This is a genomic window from Burkholderia ubonensis subsp. mesacidophila, from assembly GCF_002097715.1.
Lineage (GTDB): Bacteria > Pseudomonadota > Gammaproteobacteria > Burkholderiales > Burkholderiaceae > Burkholderia > Burkholderia mesacidophila.
Genome location: NZ_CP020737.1, coordinates 3,347,176 through 3,367,091 on the forward strand (window position 1 = coordinate 3,347,176; position 19,916 = coordinate 3,367,091).

General features: G+C 69.5%; 15 protein-coding genes. 5 read left to right on the forward strand and 10 right to left on the reverse strand.

The window, feature by feature from the left end:
* The first annotated feature begins 159 nt into the window (after positions 1-159).
* Positions 160-411 (forward strand): accessory factor UbiK family protein, encoded by a 252-nt coding sequence (locus tag B7P44_RS15745; protein ID WP_006398174.1) that lies wholly within the window; start codon positions 160-162, stop codon positions 409-411.
* 190 nt (positions 412-601) lie between these two features.
* Positions 602-2,158: a YifB family Mg chelatase-like AAA ATPase gene (locus tag B7P44_RS15750; RefSeq protein WP_084905669.1), complete on the forward strand. Its 1,557-nt coding sequence runs from the start codon at positions 602-604 to the stop codon at positions 2,156-2,158.
* A gap of 323 nt (positions 2,159-2,481) precedes the next feature.
* On the opposite strand, the gene B7P44_RS15755 is transcribed toward B7P44_RS15750, so the two are convergent.
* On the reverse strand, positions 2,482-3,063 hold the full coding sequence (locus B7P44_RS15755) for a hypothetical protein (protein ID WP_084905671.1): 582 nt from the start codon (positions 3,061-3,063) through the stop codon (positions 2,482-2,484).
* Positions 3,064-3,220: 157 nt separating this feature from the next.
* Here B7P44_RS15755 and B7P44_RS15760 point away from each other — a divergent pair, with 157 nt between their 5' ends.
* On the forward strand, positions 3,221-3,757 hold the full coding sequence (locus B7P44_RS15760) for a TlpA disulfide reductase family protein (RefSeq protein ID WP_045567123.1): 537 nt from the start codon (positions 3,221-3,223) through the stop codon (positions 3,755-3,757).
* A 110-nt stretch (positions 3,758-3,867) separates the two neighbouring features.
* Here the strand turns inward: B7P44_RS15760 and B7P44_RS15765 are convergent, their stop codons facing one another.
* The 9 genes from B7P44_RS15765 to B7P44_RS15805 all read right to left on the reverse strand — a co-directional run bounded on the left by B7P44_RS15765 (position 3,868) and on the right by B7P44_RS15805 (position 16,799).
* On the reverse strand, positions 3,868-5,223 hold the full coding sequence (locus B7P44_RS15765; protein WP_084905673.1) for a sigma-54-dependent transcriptional regulator: 1,356 nt from the start codon (positions 5,221-5,223) through the stop codon (positions 3,868-3,870).
* Positions 5,224-5,287: 64 nt separating this feature from the next.
* Positions 5,288-7,309, reverse strand: a complete 2,022-nt coding sequence (locus tag B7P44_RS15770; protein WP_084905675.1) for a sensor histidine kinase — start codon at positions 7,307-7,309, stop codon at positions 5,288-5,290.
* Between the two features lie 4 nt (positions 7,310-7,313).
* A complete protein-coding gene (locus tag B7P44_RS15775) occupies positions 7,314-8,603 on the reverse strand; it encodes a dicarboxylate/amino acid:cation symporter (protein ID WP_084905677.1) in 1,290 nt (429 codons plus the stop codon).
* Between the two features lie 353 nt (positions 8,604-8,956).
* Positions 8,957-10,642 (reverse strand): cation acetate symporter, encoded by a 1,686-nt coding sequence (locus tag B7P44_RS15780; protein ID WP_084906730.1) that lies wholly within the window; start codon positions 10,640-10,642, stop codon positions 8,957-8,959.
* Between the two features lie 11 nt (positions 10,643-10,653).
* Positions 10,654-10,959: a DUF485 domain-containing protein gene (locus B7P44_RS15785; RefSeq protein ID WP_084905679.1), complete on the reverse strand. Its 306-nt coding sequence runs from the start codon at positions 10,957-10,959 to the stop codon at positions 10,654-10,656.
* A 97-nt stretch (positions 10,960-11,056) separates the two neighbouring features.
* A complete protein-coding gene (locus tag B7P44_RS15790) occupies positions 11,057-12,262 on the reverse strand; it encodes a CaiB/BaiF CoA transferase family protein (protein ID WP_084905681.1) in 1,206 nt (401 codons plus the stop codon).
* Positions 12,263-12,293: 31 nt separating this feature from the next.
* Complete coding sequence (locus B7P44_RS15795; protein WP_084905683.1) at positions 12,294-13,424, reverse strand: acyl-CoA dehydrogenase family protein; 1,131 nt, start codon at positions 13,422-13,424, stop codon at positions 12,294-12,296.
* A 9-nt stretch (positions 13,425-13,433) separates the two neighbouring features.
* A complete protein-coding gene (locus B7P44_RS15800; RefSeq protein ID WP_084905685.1) occupies positions 13,434-14,642 on the reverse strand; it encodes an acyl-CoA dehydrogenase family protein in 1,209 nt (402 codons plus the stop codon).
* Positions 14,643-14,672: 30 nt separating this feature from the next.
* The gene (locus B7P44_RS15805) at positions 14,673-16,799 is read right to left on the reverse strand and encodes a 3-hydroxyacyl-CoA dehydrogenase NAD-binding domain-containing protein (protein ID WP_084905687.1); all 2,127 of its coding nucleotides are present in this window, start codon (positions 16,797-16,799) and stop codon (positions 14,673-14,675) included.
* Between the two features lie 177 nt (positions 16,800-16,976).
* On the opposite strand from B7P44_RS15805, the gene B7P44_RS15810 reads away from it, so the two are divergent.
* Both B7P44_RS15810 and ggt read left to right on the forward strand, forming a co-directional pair.
* Positions 16,977-17,939, forward strand: a complete 963-nt coding sequence (locus B7P44_RS15810) for a LysR family transcriptional regulator (protein ID WP_084905689.1) — start codon at positions 16,977-16,979, stop codon at positions 17,937-17,939.
* A 71-nt stretch (positions 17,940-18,010) separates the two neighbouring features.
* Positions 18,011-19,891: a gamma-glutamyltransferase gene (gene ggt, locus B7P44_RS15815; protein WP_084905691.1), complete on the forward strand. Its 1,881-nt coding sequence runs from the start codon at positions 18,011-18,013 to the stop codon at positions 19,889-19,891.
* Positions 19,892-19,916 lie beyond the last annotated feature (25 nt).

Consider the following 19,916-nt stretch of genomic DNA (forward strand, 5'->3'; position numbering starts at 1 on the left):
TGCTAGAGTGCACGCACGTCCCGGGATGCAGGGACTTTCACCCATGCGGGCGCCATGCCCGGAAATCGCGCGGGACGCGCACCATTTCCGGTCATGCGTGCATCATGGGCACGTATGCAACTGAAGATGCACATTTTTTGTGCAATGAAGGGGAATCACATGAAACAACCCAGCGACGTTTTCAACGATCTGCAGTCGCGCGTCAGCGACCTGCTGAAAAACTCGCCGGCCAAGGATGTCGAGCGCAACGTGAAGGCCATGCTGTCGCAAGGCTTCTCGAAGCTCGATCTCGTCACGCGCGAGGAGTTCGACACGCAGGCGCAGGTGCTCGCCCGCACCCGCGTGCGTCTCGAGGAGCTGGAAAAGCGCGTCGCGGAACTCGAGCAGAAGCTCGCCGCTTCACAGGCCTGATTTCGCAAGCCTGATTTCGCAGGCATGACGAGCAGGCCGCGTGCCGCGGCCTGCTCGTCAGCCATGCCCTGATCTGTAGTACTCACGTCGTTCTTTGTTCCGCGCCACGCCGGCAAGCGCGCACCGATCCCTCCCTTTCCCGCGGCAGGCGGCCCGACCCGCTGCCCGACCGCTCAACAGGAGCCTCGCCATGTCGCTTGCCCTGGTGCGCAGCCGCGCCCCGGCGGCCGGCCGCGCGCCGGACGTCACCGTCGAAGTCCATCTCGCCAACGGCCTGCCGTCGTTCTCGATCGTCGGCCTGCCCGATCTCGAAGTCCGCGAAAGCCGCGAGCGCGTGCGCGCCGCGCTGCAGAACTGCGGATTCGAATTTCCGGTCCGCCGTATCACCGTCAATCTCGCGCCCGCCGACCTGCCGAAGGAATCGGGGCGCTTCGACCTGCCGATCGCGCTCGGCATCCTCGCCGCGAACGGCCAGATCCCGGCCGACGCGCTGGCCGGCCGCGAATTCGCCGGCGAGCTGTCGCTGACCGGTGCGCTGCGGCCGATGCGCGGCGCGTTCGCGATGGCGTGCGGCGTCGCGCGCGACCGGCATGCCGGCGTCGCCGAGCCGGCCGCTCCGTCCCGCGACCCCGAGCTTTACCTGCCGCTCGACAGCGCAGCCGAAGCCGCGCTCGTGCCGGGCGTGACCGTATTCGGCGCGCCCGATCTCCCCGCGCTGTGCGCGCACTTGGCCGATGCGCCCGACGGGCGGCTCGCCCCCGTCGCCGCGCCGCGGCTCGACGGCCGGCCGGCGTCGGCCGCGCCCGACCTCGCCGACGTGATCGGCCAGCGCGGCGCGCGGAGGGCGCTCGAGGTCGCCGCCGCGGGCGGGCATCACATGCTGATGGTCGGGCCGCCCGGCGCGGGCAAGTCGATGCTGGCCGCCCGGCTGCCGGGCCTGCTGCCGCCGCTGACCGACGACGAAGCGCTCATGTCGGCCGCGCTGCTGTCGGCGAGCCGCGCCGGCTTCTCGCCTGCGCAGTGGCGGCAGCGGCCGTTTCGCACGCCGCACCACTCGTCGAGCGCCGCGGCGCTCGTCGGCGGCCGCAATCCGCCGCAGCCGGGCGAGATCACGCTCGCGCACCTCGGCGTGCTGTTCCTCGACGAGCTGCCGGAATTCGACCGGCACGTGCTGGAAATGCTGCGCGAGCCGCTCGAAGCGGGCCGCATCACGATCTCGCGGGCGGCGATGCAGGCGGATTTCCCCGCCTCGTGCCAGCTGATCGCCGCGATGAACCCGTGTCCGTGCGGCTGGCACGGCGACCCGTCCGGCCGCTGCCGCTGCTCGCCGGACGTCGCCGCGCGCTACCTGCGCAAGCTGTCCGGGCCGCTGCTCGACCGCATCGACATCCAGATCGACCTGCCCGCGCTCACGCCGGCCGAGCTCGCAGCACGGGCGTCGGCCCCCGGCGAGCCGAGCGCCACGGTCGCCGCGCGGGTCGCGCAGGCGCGCGCGCTGCAGCTCGACCGCCAGGGCAAGACCAATCACATGCTGACCGGCCGCGAGACCGACGACCTGTGCCGGCCGACCGACGAAGGCGAGCGGCTGCTGCGCGAGGCCGGCGAGCGGTTCGGCTGGTCGGCGCGCGCGTATTACCGGGTGCTGAAGGTCGCGCGGACGATCGCCGATCTTGCCGGCGATCCGCTGCCGACCGCCGCGCAGATCGCCGAGGCGATCCGCTACCGGCGCGCACTGACTTCACTCTGAGGACAAAATTTGGCTGTCAAGACTTGACTTATGCACAATTCCACGCATCCGGGCCCGGATTGCGTCGCGACGGGCGATACTTGATGCACGAATCGCATGCCATTGTTTTAATTGACTTTTCTTAAACGGCAAGCAGCCGCGCCAGCAGGCCGGAAGGCCGCCCGGCGCGGGCGGGCGGCTGATTCGGCCAACTTTTCAACAAAGTTATCCACATGCGCTGTGGATAGCCGAAAAAGCCCAGCAAAATCCGGCGATTAGCAGCGAATGCTGCGAAGGAACTTTCAGTCAGCGAAGACGCTCTGAGGCGCCCTCGCCCACCCTGTTCAGTCGAGTTTCAACGAGCCGAAGAACTGGTCGAGCTGTTCCGGCGCGAGCGGCGCGTCGGCGATCACGACCGCCTGGTACGCATGCTTGCCGCGCGCGACGAGCCGCGCCACGATCGTCTTGCGGGCGCGGTCCGGCCCGGCCGCCGCGCCGGCGACGCGCAGCTCGAGCCCGTTCACCGCGCCGCCCGCCGCGAGCGGCACCGGCACCGCGGCCGTCTGCGGCGCGCCGTCGAGGTTGCGCGACAGGCCCGCGCGCAGGTAGTCGAGCACCGCGCGCCGGGTGTCGTCGCGGTCGTCGGGCAGCATCACCGTACCGACCGCGAACACCGCGCCGCCGACATGCGCGGCCTGCATTCGCATCTTCATCGGCGTGCCGCCGATCGCGACCGCGTGTTCCTCGACGGTCGGCTTGGCGGGCAGGTCGATCGTGTAGCCGGCGTCGCTGTGCAGCGTGCGCCAGTCGAAGGACGGCGAGCACGCGGCCAGCGCGGCGCTCGCGCAGAGCGCTGCGGCGAACTGCCGCAGCGGACGAACACGACGAAAAAGGGGACGCAGCGAATCGGCAAGTTCCTTCGGCATGACGCGGATCGAAGCAGGCAAAGCCTGCATTATGCGTCGAACGGCCATCCGAGGATGCGCGGCGGCCTCCGGTGCACGCGCCGCATTCGCGCTAAAATGGACGCCGAATTTCGACCGCAATGTCCTGCGCTGTCGACCGACTCCGAGAGCCCCGCAGATGAACTCCACGCCTCCCACCCAAGGCCGCCGCGCCAGCCCGATGCGCTACGTCGCGGCCGTCGTCGTCGTGGCCGCGATCGCCGTGGCCGGCTTCTTCGCGTTCAACGGCAAGTCCAGCGCGCCGGACGCCACCTTCACGCTGCTGTCGGGCCAGAAGATTTCGACCGCGTCCGACCTGAAGGGCAAGGTCTACCTCGTCAACTTCTGGGCGACGAGCTGCGCGACCTGCATGCAGGAAATGCCGCAGATGGTCGAGACCTACAACCGCTTCAAGGGACAGGGCCTGGAATTCGTCGCGGTCGCGATGAACTACGATCCGCCGATGTACGTCGCGAACTACGCGCAGACGCGCCAGTTGCCGTTCAAGGTCGCGCTCGACGACGGCAGCGCCGCGAAGCAGTTCGGCAACGTGCAGCTGACGCCGACGACCTTCGTCGTCGACAAGGACGGCAAGATCCTGAAGCGCTATGTCGGCGCCCCGCAGTTCGCGGAGCTCGACGCGCTGCTCAAGAAGGCGCTCGGCAACGCCGCCTGAGCGCCCCGACCGATACCGGCCGACAGGCGCGCGATGCGCGCCTCGCCGCAAGCAGGACCCCAAGACGGACCGCATGACCGGACAGCACCGGTTCTGCGGTCCGTGTCGTTTCAGCGGTCTGCATCGCCTTTGGCCGACAGCCCGTAGCGCTTCATCTTCTCGTAGAGCGTCGCCTTGCCGACGTGCAGCCGGTCGGCGGTCGCCGCGACCGCGCCGCCCGTCTGGTTCAGCGCTTCGGCAATCACCGCGCGCTCGAACTGCTCGATCCGCTCCTTCAGCGTCTGCTCGTTCGCGTCGTCGTCACCGGCCGCGCCCGCATCCTGCGGCATGTCGGCGACGCCGAGCACGAACCGGTCGGCCGCGTTGCGCAGCTCGCGCACGTTGCCCGGCCAGTCGCGCTGCATCAGGCTCGCGCGCTGCCGGTCGGTGAGCACCGGCGCCGGGCGGTCGTAGCGCACGGCCGCGTCGAGCATGAAGTGCTCGAACAGCGGCACGATGTCCTCGCGGCGCTCGGCAAGCGGCGGCAGCGCGATCGTCACCACGTTGAGGCGGTACAGCAGGTCGCGCCGGAACGTGCCGGCCGCGACCAGCTCGCTCATGTCGCCCTTCGCGGCCGCGACGACCCGGCAGTTCACGCGGATCGGCTGGTTCGAGCCCAGCCGCTCCAGCACGCCGTCCTGCAGCACGCGCAGCAGCTTCACCTGCAACGCGAGCGGCATGCTTTCGATTTCGTCGAGGAACAGCGTGCCGCCGGATGCGTATTCGAGCTTGCCGACCCGGCGCTTCGCTGCGCCCGTAAACGCGCCGGGCTCGTAGCCGAACATCTCCGATTCGAACATCGGCTCGGGCAGCGCGCCGCAGTTCACCGCGATGAACGGCTTGTCGCGGCGCGGCGACAGCTCGTGCAGGCTGCGCGCGATCAGCTCCTTGCCGGCGCCGGTGTCGCCGTTGATGAGGACCGACGCATCGGTCGGCGCGACGTTCGCGATCAGCTTGCGCACCTGCTCGATCGCCGGGCTGCGGCCGATGATGCGCGGCGCGACGACGTTCTGCTCGGCGAGCTCGCGGCGCAGCGCGTGGTTCTCGAGCACGAGCTCGCGCCGCTCCAGTGCGCGCCGCACCGTCTCGATCAGCCGCTCGGCGGCGAACGGCTTCTCGATGAAGTCGTAGGCGCCGTCGCGCATCGCCTGCACTGCCATCGAGATGTCGCCGTGGCCGGTGACGAGGATCACCGGCACGTCGGGCACGCGCTCGCGGCATTGCGCGAGCAGGTCGAGCCCGCTCGCGCCGGGCAGGCGGATGTCGCTGACGATCACGCCGGCGGCATCGGCGACGATCGCCTTCTCGGCGGCCTCGGCCGACTCGAAGCCGGTCACGTCGAAACCCGCCAGCTGGAGGCTCTGCACGCTCGCGCGGCGCACGAGCGCGTCGTCTTCGATATAGATCACTTGCAGCCGGTTGGCCATCGTACTCACTTGCTCCTGATGGGCGTCGCGTGTGGCGCGGGTCGATTCGGCGCGCGGCGGGCGGCTAGCGCGAGCCCGTCCGCTCGGACACGGAGTCCGGATGATGCGTGCGGGCGCGCCGCAACGTCAAGACGAACAGCGCGCCGCCGCGCGGCGCGTTGCGGGCGGTCAGCGAGCCGCCCGCGTCGCTCGCGATCGACGACGAGATCGCGAGCCCGAGGCCGAGCCCGCGCCCCATTTCCTTCGTCGTGAAGAACGGCTCGAACAGGCGCGGCAGCAGGTCGGGGGCGATGCCCGGGCCATTGTCGCGCACCTGGATCGCGAGCGTCGCGGCCGACGCCTCGATCGTTACGTCGATGCGTGGGGCGGCCATCCGTGGGGCGGCCCCCGCCGCGACCGCATCCAGCGCGTTGCCGAGCAGGTTGATCAGCACCTGTTCGAGACGCAGGTCCTCGCAACGCGCAACGAGCTCCGGATGGTCGTTCGCGAGATCGAGCGGCGCATCCCGCGCGGGCGACGCCGCCGCATCGCGCAGCGTCAGCACCAGCTCGACGCCGCGCAGCCGTTCGCCGAGCAGCGCGAGCACGCTGCGCAGCGCGCGCACGACGAGCGCCTGTTCGTTGCGCGGCCGTGCGCGGCCGACGAACAGCTTCAGCTGGTTGGTGATCTTGCCCATCCGCTCGGTAAGCGCGGCGATCGCCTCGAGGTTCTCGCGCGCGGCCGCCTGCTCGCCGCGGTCGAGCAGCACGCGCGTGTTGTCGGAAAAGCTGCGCAGCGCGGCGAGCGGCTGGTTCAGCTCGTGCGTGATGCCCGCCGCCATCTGGCCGAGCGCGGCGAGCTTGCTCGCCTGGATCAGCTCGTCGTGCGCGGCGCGCAGGTCCTGTTCGGCGCGAATCCGGTCGCCGACCTCCTTCTGCAGCTGCGCATTCGCTTCCGACAGGTCGGCCGTGCGCTCCTCGACGCGCCGGTTCAGCTCCGCATACGCCTGCTGCAGCAGCGCGCGGCTGCGGATCATCTCGCGCACGCGCGCGCGGCGCATCCGCCAGTAGAACGCGAGCAGCGCGACCGACACGAAGCCGAAGCCGGTGACGATCGTCGCGTTGCGCGCGTCGGCGTCGACCGGCGCGATCGGCGCGAGCGTGACGAGCAGCCAGTCCGGCTCGCCGATGCGGCGCTGCGTCGCGAGATAGCGCGGCGCGCGGCGGCCCGGCCCGAGCCGCACGATCTGCGCATCGGGATCGAGCACCTGCTCGACCCGCAGCGGCAACGGCGTGACCGGCTGCTGCGCGTACTGGCGGGTCTCGTAGATCGACGCGGCGACGGGCCCGGCCAGCGGCTTGAGCGTGTGGTATTTCCACGCGGGCACCGACGACAGGAACACGACCCCGTGGTCGTCCGCGACGACGAGCGGCTCGGACGCGTCGGCGCCCTGGAACCATTCGAGGTTGAGCTTCACGACGACGACGCCGACGATCCGGCCGTCGCGCCACACGGGCTGCGAGATGTAGTAGCCGGGGTCGCGCGAGATCGTGCCGATGCCGAAGAAGCGGCCGACCTGGCCGTTCATCGCGTCGATGAAATACGGGCGGAAACGGTATTCGATCCCGACGAAGCTCTCGGGCGCGCGCCAGTTGCTCGCGGCGACGCACAGGCCGTCCGCGCCGACGAGATAGGTGACGGTCGCGTGCGCGTGTTCGTTGAGGTCTTCGAGGTAGCGGTTCGCGCGCGCGGCGTAGTCGGCGCGCTTCGGCTCGGCGAGCAGTTCCTGCACGTACGGGTGGCTGCCGAGCAGGTACGGCAGCGATTCGTAGCGGTCGAGCGTGCTCTTCAGCGCGTTGGTCGTGCGGTCGACGCGCACCGCGGCATTGCGCTGCAGTTCGGCGACCCCGCGCTGCCAGGTCACGGTCCACGTCAGCGCGCACGCCGCGGCGAGCGCGGCGGCGAGCGCGACGAGGACGAGCAGGCGGCGCTTCAAGGTGACGGCTTCCTGGCGATGCGGATCGTCTATTGTGTCATAGCCGCCCGCCCCTGCCCTGCCGCCGTCGCGCGGCGCGCCGCCCGCGGGCAGCGCCGCCTGCTCCTTCATCGCGTCAGACGCCGGCCGTCTCGGTGGCGGAAACTTCGCCGCCGCCCTTCAGCGCCTGGCGCAGCTTGTTGCGGTCGAGCTCCTTCTCCCACGCGGACACGACGACCGTCGCGACGCCGTTGCCGACGATGTTCGTCAGCGCGCGGCACTCGCTCATGAAGCGGTCGATGCCGAGAATCAGCACCATGCCGGACAGCGGGATGGTCGGCACGACGGCGAGCGTCGCGGCGAGCGTGATGAAGCCCGCGCCGGTGACGCCGCTCGCGCCCTTCGACGTCAGCATCGCGACCGCGAGCAGCGTGAGCTGCTGCATCCAGGTCAGCTCGATGTTGGTCGCCTGCGCGATGAACAGCACGGCCATCGTCATGTAGATGTTGGTGCCGTCGAGGTTGAACGAGTAGCCGGTCGGCACGACGAGGCCGACGACCGAGCGCGAGCAGCCCGCCTTCTCGAGCTTCTCCATCAGCTGCGGCAGCGCGGCTTCCGACGAGCTCGTGCCGAGCACGATCAGCAGCTCTTCCTTGATGTAGCCGACGAAGCGGATGATCGAGAAGCCCGTGATGCGCGCGATCGTGCCGAGCACGACGAGCACGAACACGACCGACGTCAGGTAGAACGTGCCGATCAGCTTGAGCAGCGGCACCAGCGAGCCGACGCCGTACTTGCCGATCGTGAACGCCATCGCGCCGAACGCGCCGATCGGCGCGAGCTTCGTGACGATGTGCACGATGCCGAACAGCACGCGCGTGATCCCGTCGATGAAGTCGGTGACGACCTTGCCGCGCTCGCCGAGGTGCGCGAGCACGCTGCCGAACAGGAGCGCGATCAGCAGGATCTGCAGGATCTCGCCCTGCGCGAACGCGTCGACCATCGTGTTCGGGATGATGTGCATCAGGAAGTCGACCGTCGACTGCCCATGCGCCTTCGCCGCGTACGACGCGACTTCCTTGCCGTTCAGCGTTGCCGGATCGATGTTGAAGCCGACGCCCGGACGCAGGATGTGCGTGGCCGCGAGGCCGAGCACCAGCGCGAAGGTCGACACGACCTCGAAGTACAGCAGCGCCTTGCCGCCGACGCGCCCGACCTTCTTCATGTCCTCCATGCCGGCGATGCCGGTCACGACCGTACAGAAGATGATCGGCCCGATCACCATCTTGATCAGCTTGATGAAGCCGTCGCCGAGCGGTTTCATCTCGGTGGCGAGCGACGGATAGTAGTGACCGAGGATCACGCCGACGACGATGGCGAAGATCACCTGCACATAGAGCACTTTGTAGAACGGTTTCTTCTTCACGATGATTCCTGATGAAGGGTAGATGAGCCGGGAAGCGGCGTCACGCGCGCGGGCGAATGCCAGGGGAAGTCATGCGCCCGCGCGGCTGCCGTGCCGCAACAAGCGATGCCTCAGGACATCCGGAGGGGGAGGAGGGCGTCGGTCATCGGTTGTCTCCTTGCTTGCTGTAGTAGTTCGGCCGAGGGTGGCCGTGCCTTTTATATTGCAAGGTCGATGCCAGCCACGCGAAAGCATTCAAGCCGTTGTTTTCGTTGAACTTCCCACAATGCGGCAGGCAAGTAAATCCGGGTTTCCGGAAATCCGGAATGAATCCGTCCGGCGATCCGGACGGATTCATTGTTTCATCAGATGAATCAGTGCCGCACGGCCTGCCCTGCCAGCACGCCGGTCTGCGCGTAGAACTCCTGCCGCGCAAACGCGTGGCGCTCGCGGCGCGCGCGCTCGCCGCGATCGGCCAGCGAGCCGACGACGATGCCGACGAACGCGAGCGGCACCGACACGAGCGCCGGGTTGTCGAGGAACACCGGCGCGTGCGCGTGATGCAGCACGTCGACCCACACCGATTTCGACAGCAGCGTGAGCACGACCGCCGACGCGAGCCCGAGGCTGCCTCCGATCACCGCGCCGCGCGTCGTCATCCCGCGCCAGAAGATCGACATCGCGAGCACCGGGAAATTCGCGCTCGCCGCGACCGCCGCGACGAGGCCGACCATGAACGCGACATTGACGTGCTCGAACAGGATCGACAGCCCGATCGCGATCGCGGAGAGCGCGATCGTCGCCGCGCGCGAGATGCGCATCTCCAGGCGCTCGTCGGGCTTGCCGCGCGCCCACATCTGCGCATACAGGTCGTGCGAGATCGTCGTCGCGCCGGCGAGCGTGAGGCCCGCGACCACCGCGAGGATCGTCGCGAACGTGACCGCCGCGATGAAGCCGTAGAACCAGTTGCCGCCGACCGCCTGCGCAAGCTTCACCGCGACCATGTTCGAGCCGCCGAGCAGGTCGTGCGTCAGGTTGAAGGTGCCGCCCGCGCCGAGCCGGAAGAATTCGGGATGCTGCGCGAGCAGCACGATCGCCGAGAAGCCGATCACGAACGTCAGCAGGTAGAAGTAGCCGATGAAGCCGGTCGCGTAGAGCACCGACTTGCGCGCCTCCTTCGCGTTCGGCACCGTGAAGAAGCGCATGAGGATGTGCGGGAAGCCGGCCGTGCCGAACATCAGCGCGATGCCGAGCGACAGCGCGTTGGCCGGATCGCGGATCAGCTTGCCGGGCCCCATGATGCCGAGCGCGCCCGGATGCACGGCCACCGCGCGGCGGAACATCTCGTCGACGCTGAAGCCGAATTCGCCGAGCGCCAGCAACGCGAGCAGCGTCGCGCCGCACAGCAGCAGCACGGCCTTGATCACCTGCACCCAGGTGGTCGCGGTCATCCCGCCGAAGAACACGTAGACGACCATCAGCACGCCGACGATCAGCTCGGCCGTGCCGTACGACAGCCCGAACAGCAGCTGGATCAGCTTGCCCGCACCGACCATCTGCACGACGAGGTACAGCACGACGATCGTCAGCGCATTCGCGGACGTCAGGAGCCGGATCGGCCGCTGCGCGAAGCGGTACGCGACGACGTCGACGAACGTGAATTTGCCGAGGTTGCGCAGCGGCTCGGCGATCAGGAACATCACGAACGGCCAGCCGACGAGGAAGCCGATCGAATAGATGAGCCCGTCGAAGCCGAACATGAACACCATCCCGGAGAGACCGAGGAACGACGCGGCCGACATGTAGTCGCCGGCGATCGCGAGGCCGTTCTGCAGGCCGGTGATGCCGCCGCCCGCCGTGTAGAAGTCGCGCGCCGAGCGCGTGCGGCGCGCGGCCCAGCGCGTGAGCGCGAGCGTCGCGAACACGAACGCGAAGAACATGCCGATCGCGACGGGATTCAGCTCGACCTTGTCGGGCATCGGGCCGGCGACGGATACCGCATGGGCGGCGGAAGAAACGAGAGAGGCAAGCGCGCCGAGCGCGATCGATGTGCGTCGCATGTCGGCCTCCGTCAAGAACGCTGCAGGATCGCGTCGACCCGGCGGTCGAACGCACGATTCGCGCGCAGCACGTAGCACGCGGTCAGGCCGATCGCGACCAGGATGATCGCGATGCCCGCGGCGATCCCGACCGTCGTCGTCGCGCCGCGGTACAGCGGCGTCGCGAGCACGTGCGGCGCGAGCGCGACGAGCAGGATGAAGCCGTAGTACGTGGCGACCATCAGCGCCGTCAGCGTGAAGCTGAAGCGGCGCCGCGCGCGCACGAGTTGCTGGTAGTCGCGGCGCGCCGTGACCGATTCGATGACGGAAAGCTCCATGTTGTCTCCAATGTCTCCTCGTCGTTTCGCGAGGGTTGTCTTGTGGATGGCCGGCGCGCGATCCGATCCGCCCGCGCCGCGGCGGCAAGAAAACGCGTTACACGATGCGGTCCGCATGCAGCCGCGCGACATCGTCGGCCGACATCCCGAGCCAGCCGCCGAGCACCGCGTCCGTATCCGCACCGAGCACCGGCGGCGCGCCGCGCACCGGCAGCCGCGCACCGTCGAATCGATACGGCGGCGCGAGCACGTCGACGCCGCCCGCGACCGGATGCGGCTGTCGCGTGACGAGCCCCGCGCGGGTCGCGCGCTCGGACGTCAGCGCTTCGTGCAGCCCGAGCACTTCGCCACACGGAATGCCCGCATCGGCGAGCGCCGTCAGCAGCGTCGCGCGCGACCGGCGTGCGAGTTCGCGGCGAATCTCGGGCAGCAGATCGGCGCGATTCTCCGAGCGGCCGAGGTTGGTCTTGTAACGCGCGTCGGCCGCGAGATCGGGCCGCTCGATCGCATCGCAAAAGCGCGCGAACTGCGTGTTGTTGCCAACCGTGATCACGAGCGGGCCGTCGGCCGCGTCGAACACGCCGTACGGCACGATCGAAGGATGCGCGTTGCCGTAGCGCGGCGGGTCCTCGCCCATCAGCAACGCGTCGAGCCCGTAGTACGCGGTGATCATCAGCCCGCAGTCGAACAGCGCCATCTCGATGCGCCGCCCGCGCCCCGTCGCATGGCGCTCGTACAGCGCGGCCAGGATCGCCTGCGCCGAATACATCCCGGTGAACAGGTCGACCGCCGCGACGCCGAACTTCAGCGGCGGCTGGCCGGCCTCGCCGTTCAGCGCCATCAGCCCGGCCTCGCCTTGTACGACGAGGTCGTAGCCGGGCCGCGCGGCCTCGGCGCCCGAACGGTCGTAGCCTGAGATCGCGCAGTGCACGAGGCGCGGATTCAGTTCGGCCAGCGCGTCGTAGCCGAGGCCGAGCTTTTCCGCGCCGCCAAACTTGAAGTTGTGGATCAGCACATCGGCCTGCGCGGCCAGCTCGCGCGCGACGCGCTGCCCGGCTTCCGTCTGCAGGTCGACGCAGATCGACCGCTTGCTGCGGTTCACGCTGTTGAAATACGTGGTCTCGGTGTCTCCGATCCGCAGCCCCCAGTCGCGCGTGTCGTCGCCGCGCGCCGGATGCTCGACCTTGATCACTTCCGCGCCGAAATCGGCGAGCACCATCGCGCACCACGGGCCCGCGAGCACACGCGAGAAATCGAGCACCTTCACACCGGCCAGCGGCAACGCGCGCGGTTCGTTCGTCATCCTTGTCTCCTCCATTCGCGTTATGCGCTTTTTACTGTTTCGACAACGCGATGTAGCGCGCGAGATGGTGATCCTCGTCGCCGAGCTGGTGATCGATCATCACGAGACGTTTCGCGTAATGCGACAGCGGCAGCTCCCACGTCATCCCGATCCCGCCGTGCAACTGGATGCTCTCTTCCGCGACCAGCGTGCCGATCCGGCCAATGCTGTACTTGGCTGCCGCGAGCGCGCGTTCGCGTGTCACGCGCGGCGCATCGAGCTGCGCGGCCGCGTTGATCACCGCCGAGCGCGCCTGCTCGACTTCGAGCAGCAGGTCGGCCATCCGGTGCTGCAGCGCCTGGAAGCTGCCGATCGGCATCCCGAACTGCTTGCGCGTGCGCAGGTAGTCCAATGTGTGTTCCTTCGCGACGTCCATCGCGCCGAGCGCTTCGGCCGACAGCGCGAGCAGCCCGTAGCCGAGCACGTGTTCGAGCAATGCCGCGCCCTGGTGCGGATCGCCGAGCGCCGCGCCGGCCGGCAGCGCGACGCGATCGAAGCGCACTTCCGCCGCGCGGCCGCCGTCGATCTTCCGGTAATCGCGCAATGACACGCCCGGCGCATCCGCCGGCACGACGAACAGGCCGATGCCGTCCGTATCGTCGTCGCTGCCGGCCGTGCGCGCGGACACGACGAAGAACGCCGCCTGCGCGGCCTGGTCGACGATGCCCTTCGCGCCCGTCAGGGCCCAGCCGTCGCCGTGCCGCTCCGCGCGCGTGCGCACGGTGGTCAGTTCGTAATGTGAGCCCGGCTCGTCGTGAGCGAACGCGGCGCTTGCGCTGCCGTCGATCAGCGCGGCGAGCTTCGCGCGATGCGCGTCGCCGCCGGCCAGCGCGAGCGCGCGGCCCGCGAGCAGCGCGCCGAGGAACGGCTCGACGACGAGCCCGCGCCCGAGGCATTCGAACACGACCGCGATGTCGAAGCCCGCGCCGCCGAAGCCGCCGTCGGCTTCGGGAAACAGCGCGCCGATCGCGCCGAGTTCGGCGAAGCGTTCCCACATCGTCCGGTCGAAGCCGGCCGCCGATTGCGCGATGCGGTCGCGCACCGGGAACGCGTACTGTTCGGCGATGAAGCGGTTCAGCGTGTCCGCCAGCATCCGGCGGTCTTCGGTATGTCGAAAGTCCATCAGCGTTCCTTACAAGCCGAGCATCATCTTCGCGATGATGTTCTTCTGGATCTCGTTCGAGCCGCCGAAGATCGACAGCTTGCGGTTGTTGAAGTACTGCAGCGCGGCGCTCGCGGCCTCTTCCGGCCCGACCGGCTCGCCGTCGTAACCGGCGTCGAGCGCTTCGTCGACGAACGGCTGCGCATACGGCCCCATCGCGCGCCGCATCAGCGCGGTGATCTCCTGGCGGATCTGCGTGCCGCGGATCTTCAGCATCGAGCTTTCCGCGCCCGGTGCGCCGCCGCCCGCCACCGCGGCCAGCACGCGCAGGTTGGTCGTCTTCATGTTGTCGAGCTCGATCTCGACGCGCGCGACGCGCGCCGCGAAGAACGGATCGTCGGCGAGCGGCCGGCCGTTCTTGCGCACCTTCGCGGCGACCGCGCGCAGCCGGTCGAGCGCGGCCGTCGAGAAGCCGACGCCCGCGATGTTGGTGCGCTCGTAGGTCAGCAGGTATTTCGCATAGGTCCAGCCGCGGTTCTCCTCGCCGACGAGGTTCTCGACCGGCACGCGCACGTCGGTGAAGAACACCTCGTTCACCTCGTGCTCGCCGTCGAGCGTGACGATCGGGCGTACCTCGACGCCGGGCGTGTTCATGTCGATCAGCAGGAAGCTGATGCCTTCCTGCTTGCGCACGTCGGTCGCGGTGCGCACGAGGCAGAAGATCATGTTCGCGTAGTGGCCGAGCGTGGTCCACGTCTTCTGGCCGTTGACGACGTAGTGGTTGCCCTGTGCATCGACGCCCCGCACCGCGCTCGTCTTCACCGCCGCGAGGTCCGAGCCCGCGCCCGGTTCCGAGTAGCCCTGGCACCACCAGTCCGACCCGTCGAGAATGCGCGGCAGCCAGTAGCGCTGCTGCGCGTCGCTGCCGTACTTGATCAGCACCGGGCCGAGCATGTTCACGCCGAACGGCACGATGCGCGGCGCGCCCGCGAGCGCGCACTCGTTGTCGAACAGGAACTTCTGCGCGACGCTCCAGCCGGGGCCGCCGAACTCGCGCGGCCAGTGGCTCGCGAGCCAGCCGCGCGCGTGGAGGATTGCGTGCCATTCGCGCATGTCGTCGCGCGTCAGGCGCAGCCCGCCCTTCACCTTGCGGGAAATGCGTTCGGGAAGCTGCTCATGCAGGAAGCGCTGCACGTCGGCGCGAAACGCCTCTTCTTCGGGAGTGAAATTGAGATCCATCGGGTATCCGTAATGAATTCGGGGCGACGTTCAGTCGGGACGGTTCAGGCTGGCGAAGTCCGCGCCGCGCGCGACGAGTTCGACGATGAGCGGCGACGGCTTCCAGAACAGCGGATCCTCCTTCGCGAACGCGCGGATGTCGGCCAGCACGTTCGCGAGGCCGACCGTGTCCGCGTAGTGCATCGGGCCGCCGCGATGGCGCGGGAAGCCGTAGCCGTGCAGGAACACCGCGTCGACGTCGAGCGGGCGCAGCGCGATCCGCTCGTGCACGACGTTCGCGCCTTCGTTGATCATCGCGGCGAGATAGCGGCGCTGGATTTCGTCGTCGGTGAACGTGCGCGGCGTGACGCCCTTGTTCGCGCGCTCGTCGGCGACGATCGCCTCCACCTCCGGGTCCGGCGTGCCGGTGCGCGCGCCGTCCGGATACAGGTAGTAGCCGCGCCCGGTCTTCTGGCCGAACCAGCCGCGCTCGCACAGCCGGTCGGAAATCCCGACGTAGCGGGCGCGCGGATCGCGCGTCGCCGCGCGGCGCTTGCGGGTCGCCCAGCCGATGTCGCCGCCCGCGAGGTCGACGACCTGGAACGGCCCCATCGGGAAGCCGAACGCGCGCACCGCGCCGTCGATCCGGTACGGCGATGCGCCGTCTTCCATCAGATAGTCGGCCGCGGTGCGATAGACGGCGAGGATGCGGTTGCCGATGAAGCCGTCGCACACGCCCGCGCGCACCGGCGTCTTCTTCAGCTTTTTCGCGAGCTCGAACGCGGTCGCGACGACGTCCGGGCTCACGCGCGCCGGCACGACGATCTCGAGCAGCTTCATCACGTTGGCCGGCGAGAAGAAGTGCAGGCCGATCACGTCGGACGGCCGGTCGATGCTCGCGGCGATCCGGTCGATGTCGAGATACGACGTGTTGGTCGCGAGCACCGCGCCCGGCTTGCACGCGCGAGCGAGCTCGGCGAACACGGCCTGCTTGACCGCCATGTCCTCGAACACGGCCTCGATCACGACGTCGGCCTGCGCGAGCGCGTCGTAGGACGTGCTGCCCTTGAAGCGCGCGAGCCGTGCCGCGTGCGCGGCGGGCGTCATGCGGCCCTTCGCGACGAGCCCGTCGTACACCTTCTCGACGTGCGCGCGGCCGCGCGCGAGCGACGCGTCGTCGCGCTCGATCATCGTTACCGGGAGCCCGGCATCGAGCGCCGCGACTGCGATGCCGGCGCCCATCGTGCCGCCGCCGACCACGCCGATCCGCTCGACCGGCCGCGCGCTCGCACGGCGCGCCTCGGGCGCCTTCGCCGCCTCGCGCTCCGCGAAGAACGCATGCACGAGGCCCGCGCGCTGCGGGCTGTCGACGCATTGCAGGAACAGGCTGCGCTCGAGCCTCATCCCCATGTCGAACGACAGCGTGAGCGCGGCCTCGACCGCGTCGACGATCTTCGCCGGCGAGAACAGCCCGCGCGACTTCTTCGCGAGCTCGGCGCGCGCCGCGTCGATCGCGGCTTGTGCGGCCGCGCGATCCGCGAGCCCCTGCGCGTCGCGCGCGCGCCGTGCGCTCGCGCCGAGCGACAGCAGTTCCTGCACATAGGCGAGCCCTTCGGCGAGCGTGTCGTCGCTGTGCGCGAGGCGGTCGACGAGGCCGAGCGCAAGCGCCTCGTCCGCGCCCGCGTGGCGACCGGACAGCATCAGGTCGAGCGCGGCCTTCGCGCCGATCAGCCGCGGCGCGCGCTGCGTGCCGCCCGCGCCCGGCAGCAGGCCGAGCGTCACTTCGGGCAGCCCGAGCTTCGCGCCCGGCACCGCAAGCCGGTAATGCGCGGCGAGCGCGACTTCGAGGCCGCCGCCGAGCGTCGCGCCGTGCAGCGCGACCACGACCGGCTTCGCGCTCGACTCGATCCGCTCGCACACGTCGGGCAGCGACGGCGGCGCCGGCGGCTTGCCGAATTCGCGGATGTCCGCGCCGGCGATGAAGTTGCGCCCGGCGCCGACGATCAGCACCGCGTGGATCGCGGCGTCGCGCTGCGCGGCGTCGAGCGCATCGGCAAGGCCGCGCCGCACGTCGGCGGACAGCGCATTGACGGGCGCATGGTCGATCGTGACGACGAGCACCTTGTCGCGCCGTTCGTGCGTGACCGTGCCGGTATCGGGCGAGGTGGATACGTTCATCGTGTCTCGGGTCCCATCGAAAACGGTAAAGGTCTCCGGCGAGCCGCCGGGTATGACACGATTCTCGATTGATCGAGATTCATTGACAATTCCAGCGCGCTTTAACAAGCTGTCAAATCCGGCTTGACACTGAATGCTTGCGAACCATTAACAGGGCGCGATGAGGAGACCTTCGACATGGACCTGAACGCGCTGACGCTGCTCGTCGAGATTCTCGACGCCGGCAATCTCAGCAAGGCCGCGCAGCGGCTGAAGATGAGCCGTGCGAACGTCAGCTACCGGCTCAACCAGCTCGAGCGCTCGATCGGCCAGCAGCTCGTGCGGCGCACGACGCGCCGCATCGAGCCGACCGAGATCGGCCTGAAGCTCTACGAGCACGGCCGGCGCATTCGCAACGAGCTGCTCGCCGCGCAGGAGTCGGTGACGACGCTCGGCCAGGACCTGCAGGGCCGCGTGCGGCTGTCGGTGCCGAGCGGCTACGGGCAGCTCGTGATGTCGGAATGGCTGCTCGCGTTCAAGCGGCTGCATCCGGGCATCGTGCTCGACGTCGTGTTCGAGAACCGCGTCGAGGACCTCGTGCGCGACGAGGTCGACATCGCGATCCGCGTGATGTCCGAGCCGCCGCAGAACCTCGTCGCGCGCGACATGGGCGCGGTGCGCTACGTCGCGTGCGCGTCGCCCGCGTTCGCGGCCGCGCACGGGATGCCGGCGAGCCTCGACGCGCTGGCGGGCGCGCCCGTGATCACCGCGACGGTAATGGGACGGCAGCTGCGCATCGCCGCGTATCTCGGCGACGAGCGCCACGAGGTGCTGCTCGAGCCGACGCTGATCTCCGAGAACTTCCTGTTCCTGCGGCAGGCGATCCTCGCCGGGCTCGGCGTCGGCATCGTGCCGGACTACGTCGTGCACGACGACGCGCGGCGCGGCGCGGTCGTCACGTCGCTCGACGCGTACCGGCTGTCCATCTTCGGCACGCACATGTACATGCTCTACATGCCGAACCGGCATCACACGCGCGCGACCGCGACGTTCATAGAGTTCGTCCTCGAACAGGCCGGAAAGACCGGCCGGGGCGGGCCCGACGCGCTGCGTCAGGGTTTCCTGTCGGATGACAACCCGCGCACGGCGCGGCGACAATAGCCCGCCGGAGCCTGCCGCTCCCTGTCGTTCCCTGTTGCGCCGTTTCAGCATTCACTCCTGCCGAGGGTTCAATGTCCGACCGGATTCGTCCGCGCCCGCGCGCCTGGGCGACGCTTGCCGCCGCCGCCGCGCTCGTCGCGCTCAATGCCGCCTGCACGTCCCCCGTGCCGCCCGCCGGCGCCGCCGCCAGCACCACCGCACCCGTTGCCGCATCCAGCCCCGTCGCGCCTGCCGCGCACGCGCCCGAACTGTCGTCGGGCTGGGCCGACAAGCCGGGCTGGACCGCGCAGCACGACATGATCGCGGCCGCGAATCCGCTCGCGGCGCAAGCCGGCTACACGATGCTGAAGGCCGGCGGCACCGCGATCGACGCGGCGATCGCGACGCAGATGGTGCTCGCGCTCGTCGAGCCGCAATCGTCGGGCATCGGCGGCGGCGCGTTCATGCTGTATTTCGACGGCAAGGCGACGCAGGCGTACGACGGCCGCGAAACCGCGCCGGCCGCCGCCACCGACCGCTTGTTCTACGGCCCGACCGGCCAGCCGATGAGCTTCTACGAAGGCGTCGTCGGCGGGCGTTCGGTCGGCGCGCCGGGCGTGCTGCGGATGCTGGAGGCCGCGCATCGCGCGCATGGCAGGCTGCCGTGGCGGCGGCTGTTCCAGCCGGCGATCGCCCTTGCGCAGCACGGCTTCACGATCAGCCCGCGGCTCGCGACGCTGATCGCGAACGACCGCTATCTGATGAAGGACCCGGCCGCGCGCGCGTATTTCTACAACCCGGACGGCACGCCGAAGGCGGCCGGCACGGTCCTCAAGAACCCGGCGCTCGCGGTCGTGCTGCGCCAGATCGCCGATCACGGCGCGAACGCGTTCTACACCGGCGCGATCGCGCGCGACATCGTCGCCAAGGTCAGGAAGCATCCGGCCAACCCGGGCCTGCTGTCGCTGCAGGACCTCGCACGCTACAAGGCGAAGGTGCGCGAGCCGCTGTGCGCGGATTACCGCCGCTCGATCGTCTGCGGGATGCCGCCGCCGTCGTCGGGCGGCCTCGCGATCGCGCAGATGCTCGGCATTCTCGAGGCGATGCCCGACTGGCAGCAGATCGGCGCGCAGAAGCCGGTGCGCAACGACGTCGGCTTCGAGCCGACGCCGTTCGCCGCGCACCTGTTCAGCGAGGCCGGGCGCCTCGCGTATGCGGACCGCGCGCGCTACGTCGCCGATCCGGACTTCGTGCCGCTGCCGGGCGGCAACTGGGCGAGCCTCGTCGACAAGTCGTATCTCGCGCAGCGCGCGCGGCTGATCGGCGACGGCAGCATGGGCGCCGCGCAGGCCGGCACGCCGCAGGGCGCGGCGCTCGCGATGGCCGACGACCGCAGCCCCGAGCTGCCGTCGACCTCCGACATCGCGATCGTCGACCGCCACGGGCAGGCGCTGTCGATGACGACAAGCGTCGAGGATGCGTTCGGCTCGCGCATGATGGTGCGCGGCTTCATGCTGAACAACCAGCTCACCGATTTCTCGTTCGTGTCGAGCGAGAACGGCCGGCCGGTCGCGAACCGCGTGCAGGCCGGCAAGCGGCCGCGCTCGTCGATGTCGCCGGAGCTCGTGTTCGACAGGAAGACGAAGCAGGTCACGCTGATCGTCGGCTCCGCGGGCGGGCCGGCGATCATCAACCACGTCGCGAAAGCGCTGGTCGGCGTGCTCGACTGGGGGATGACGATGCAGCAGGCGATCGCGCTGCCGAACTTCGGGTCGATGAACGGGCCGACGCAGCTCGAGCGCGGCCGCGTATCCGACACGCTCGTCGACGCGCTGAAGGGACGCGGCCACACCGTGCAGGTCGTCGAGATGAACTCGGGGCTGCAGGGCATCCAGCGGCTGAACGTGCAGGGGCAAACGGTGTGGTTCGGCGGCGCCGATCCGCGGCGCGAGGGGATTGCGATGGGGGATTGAGCGGACGACGCGCACGCGTCACGCG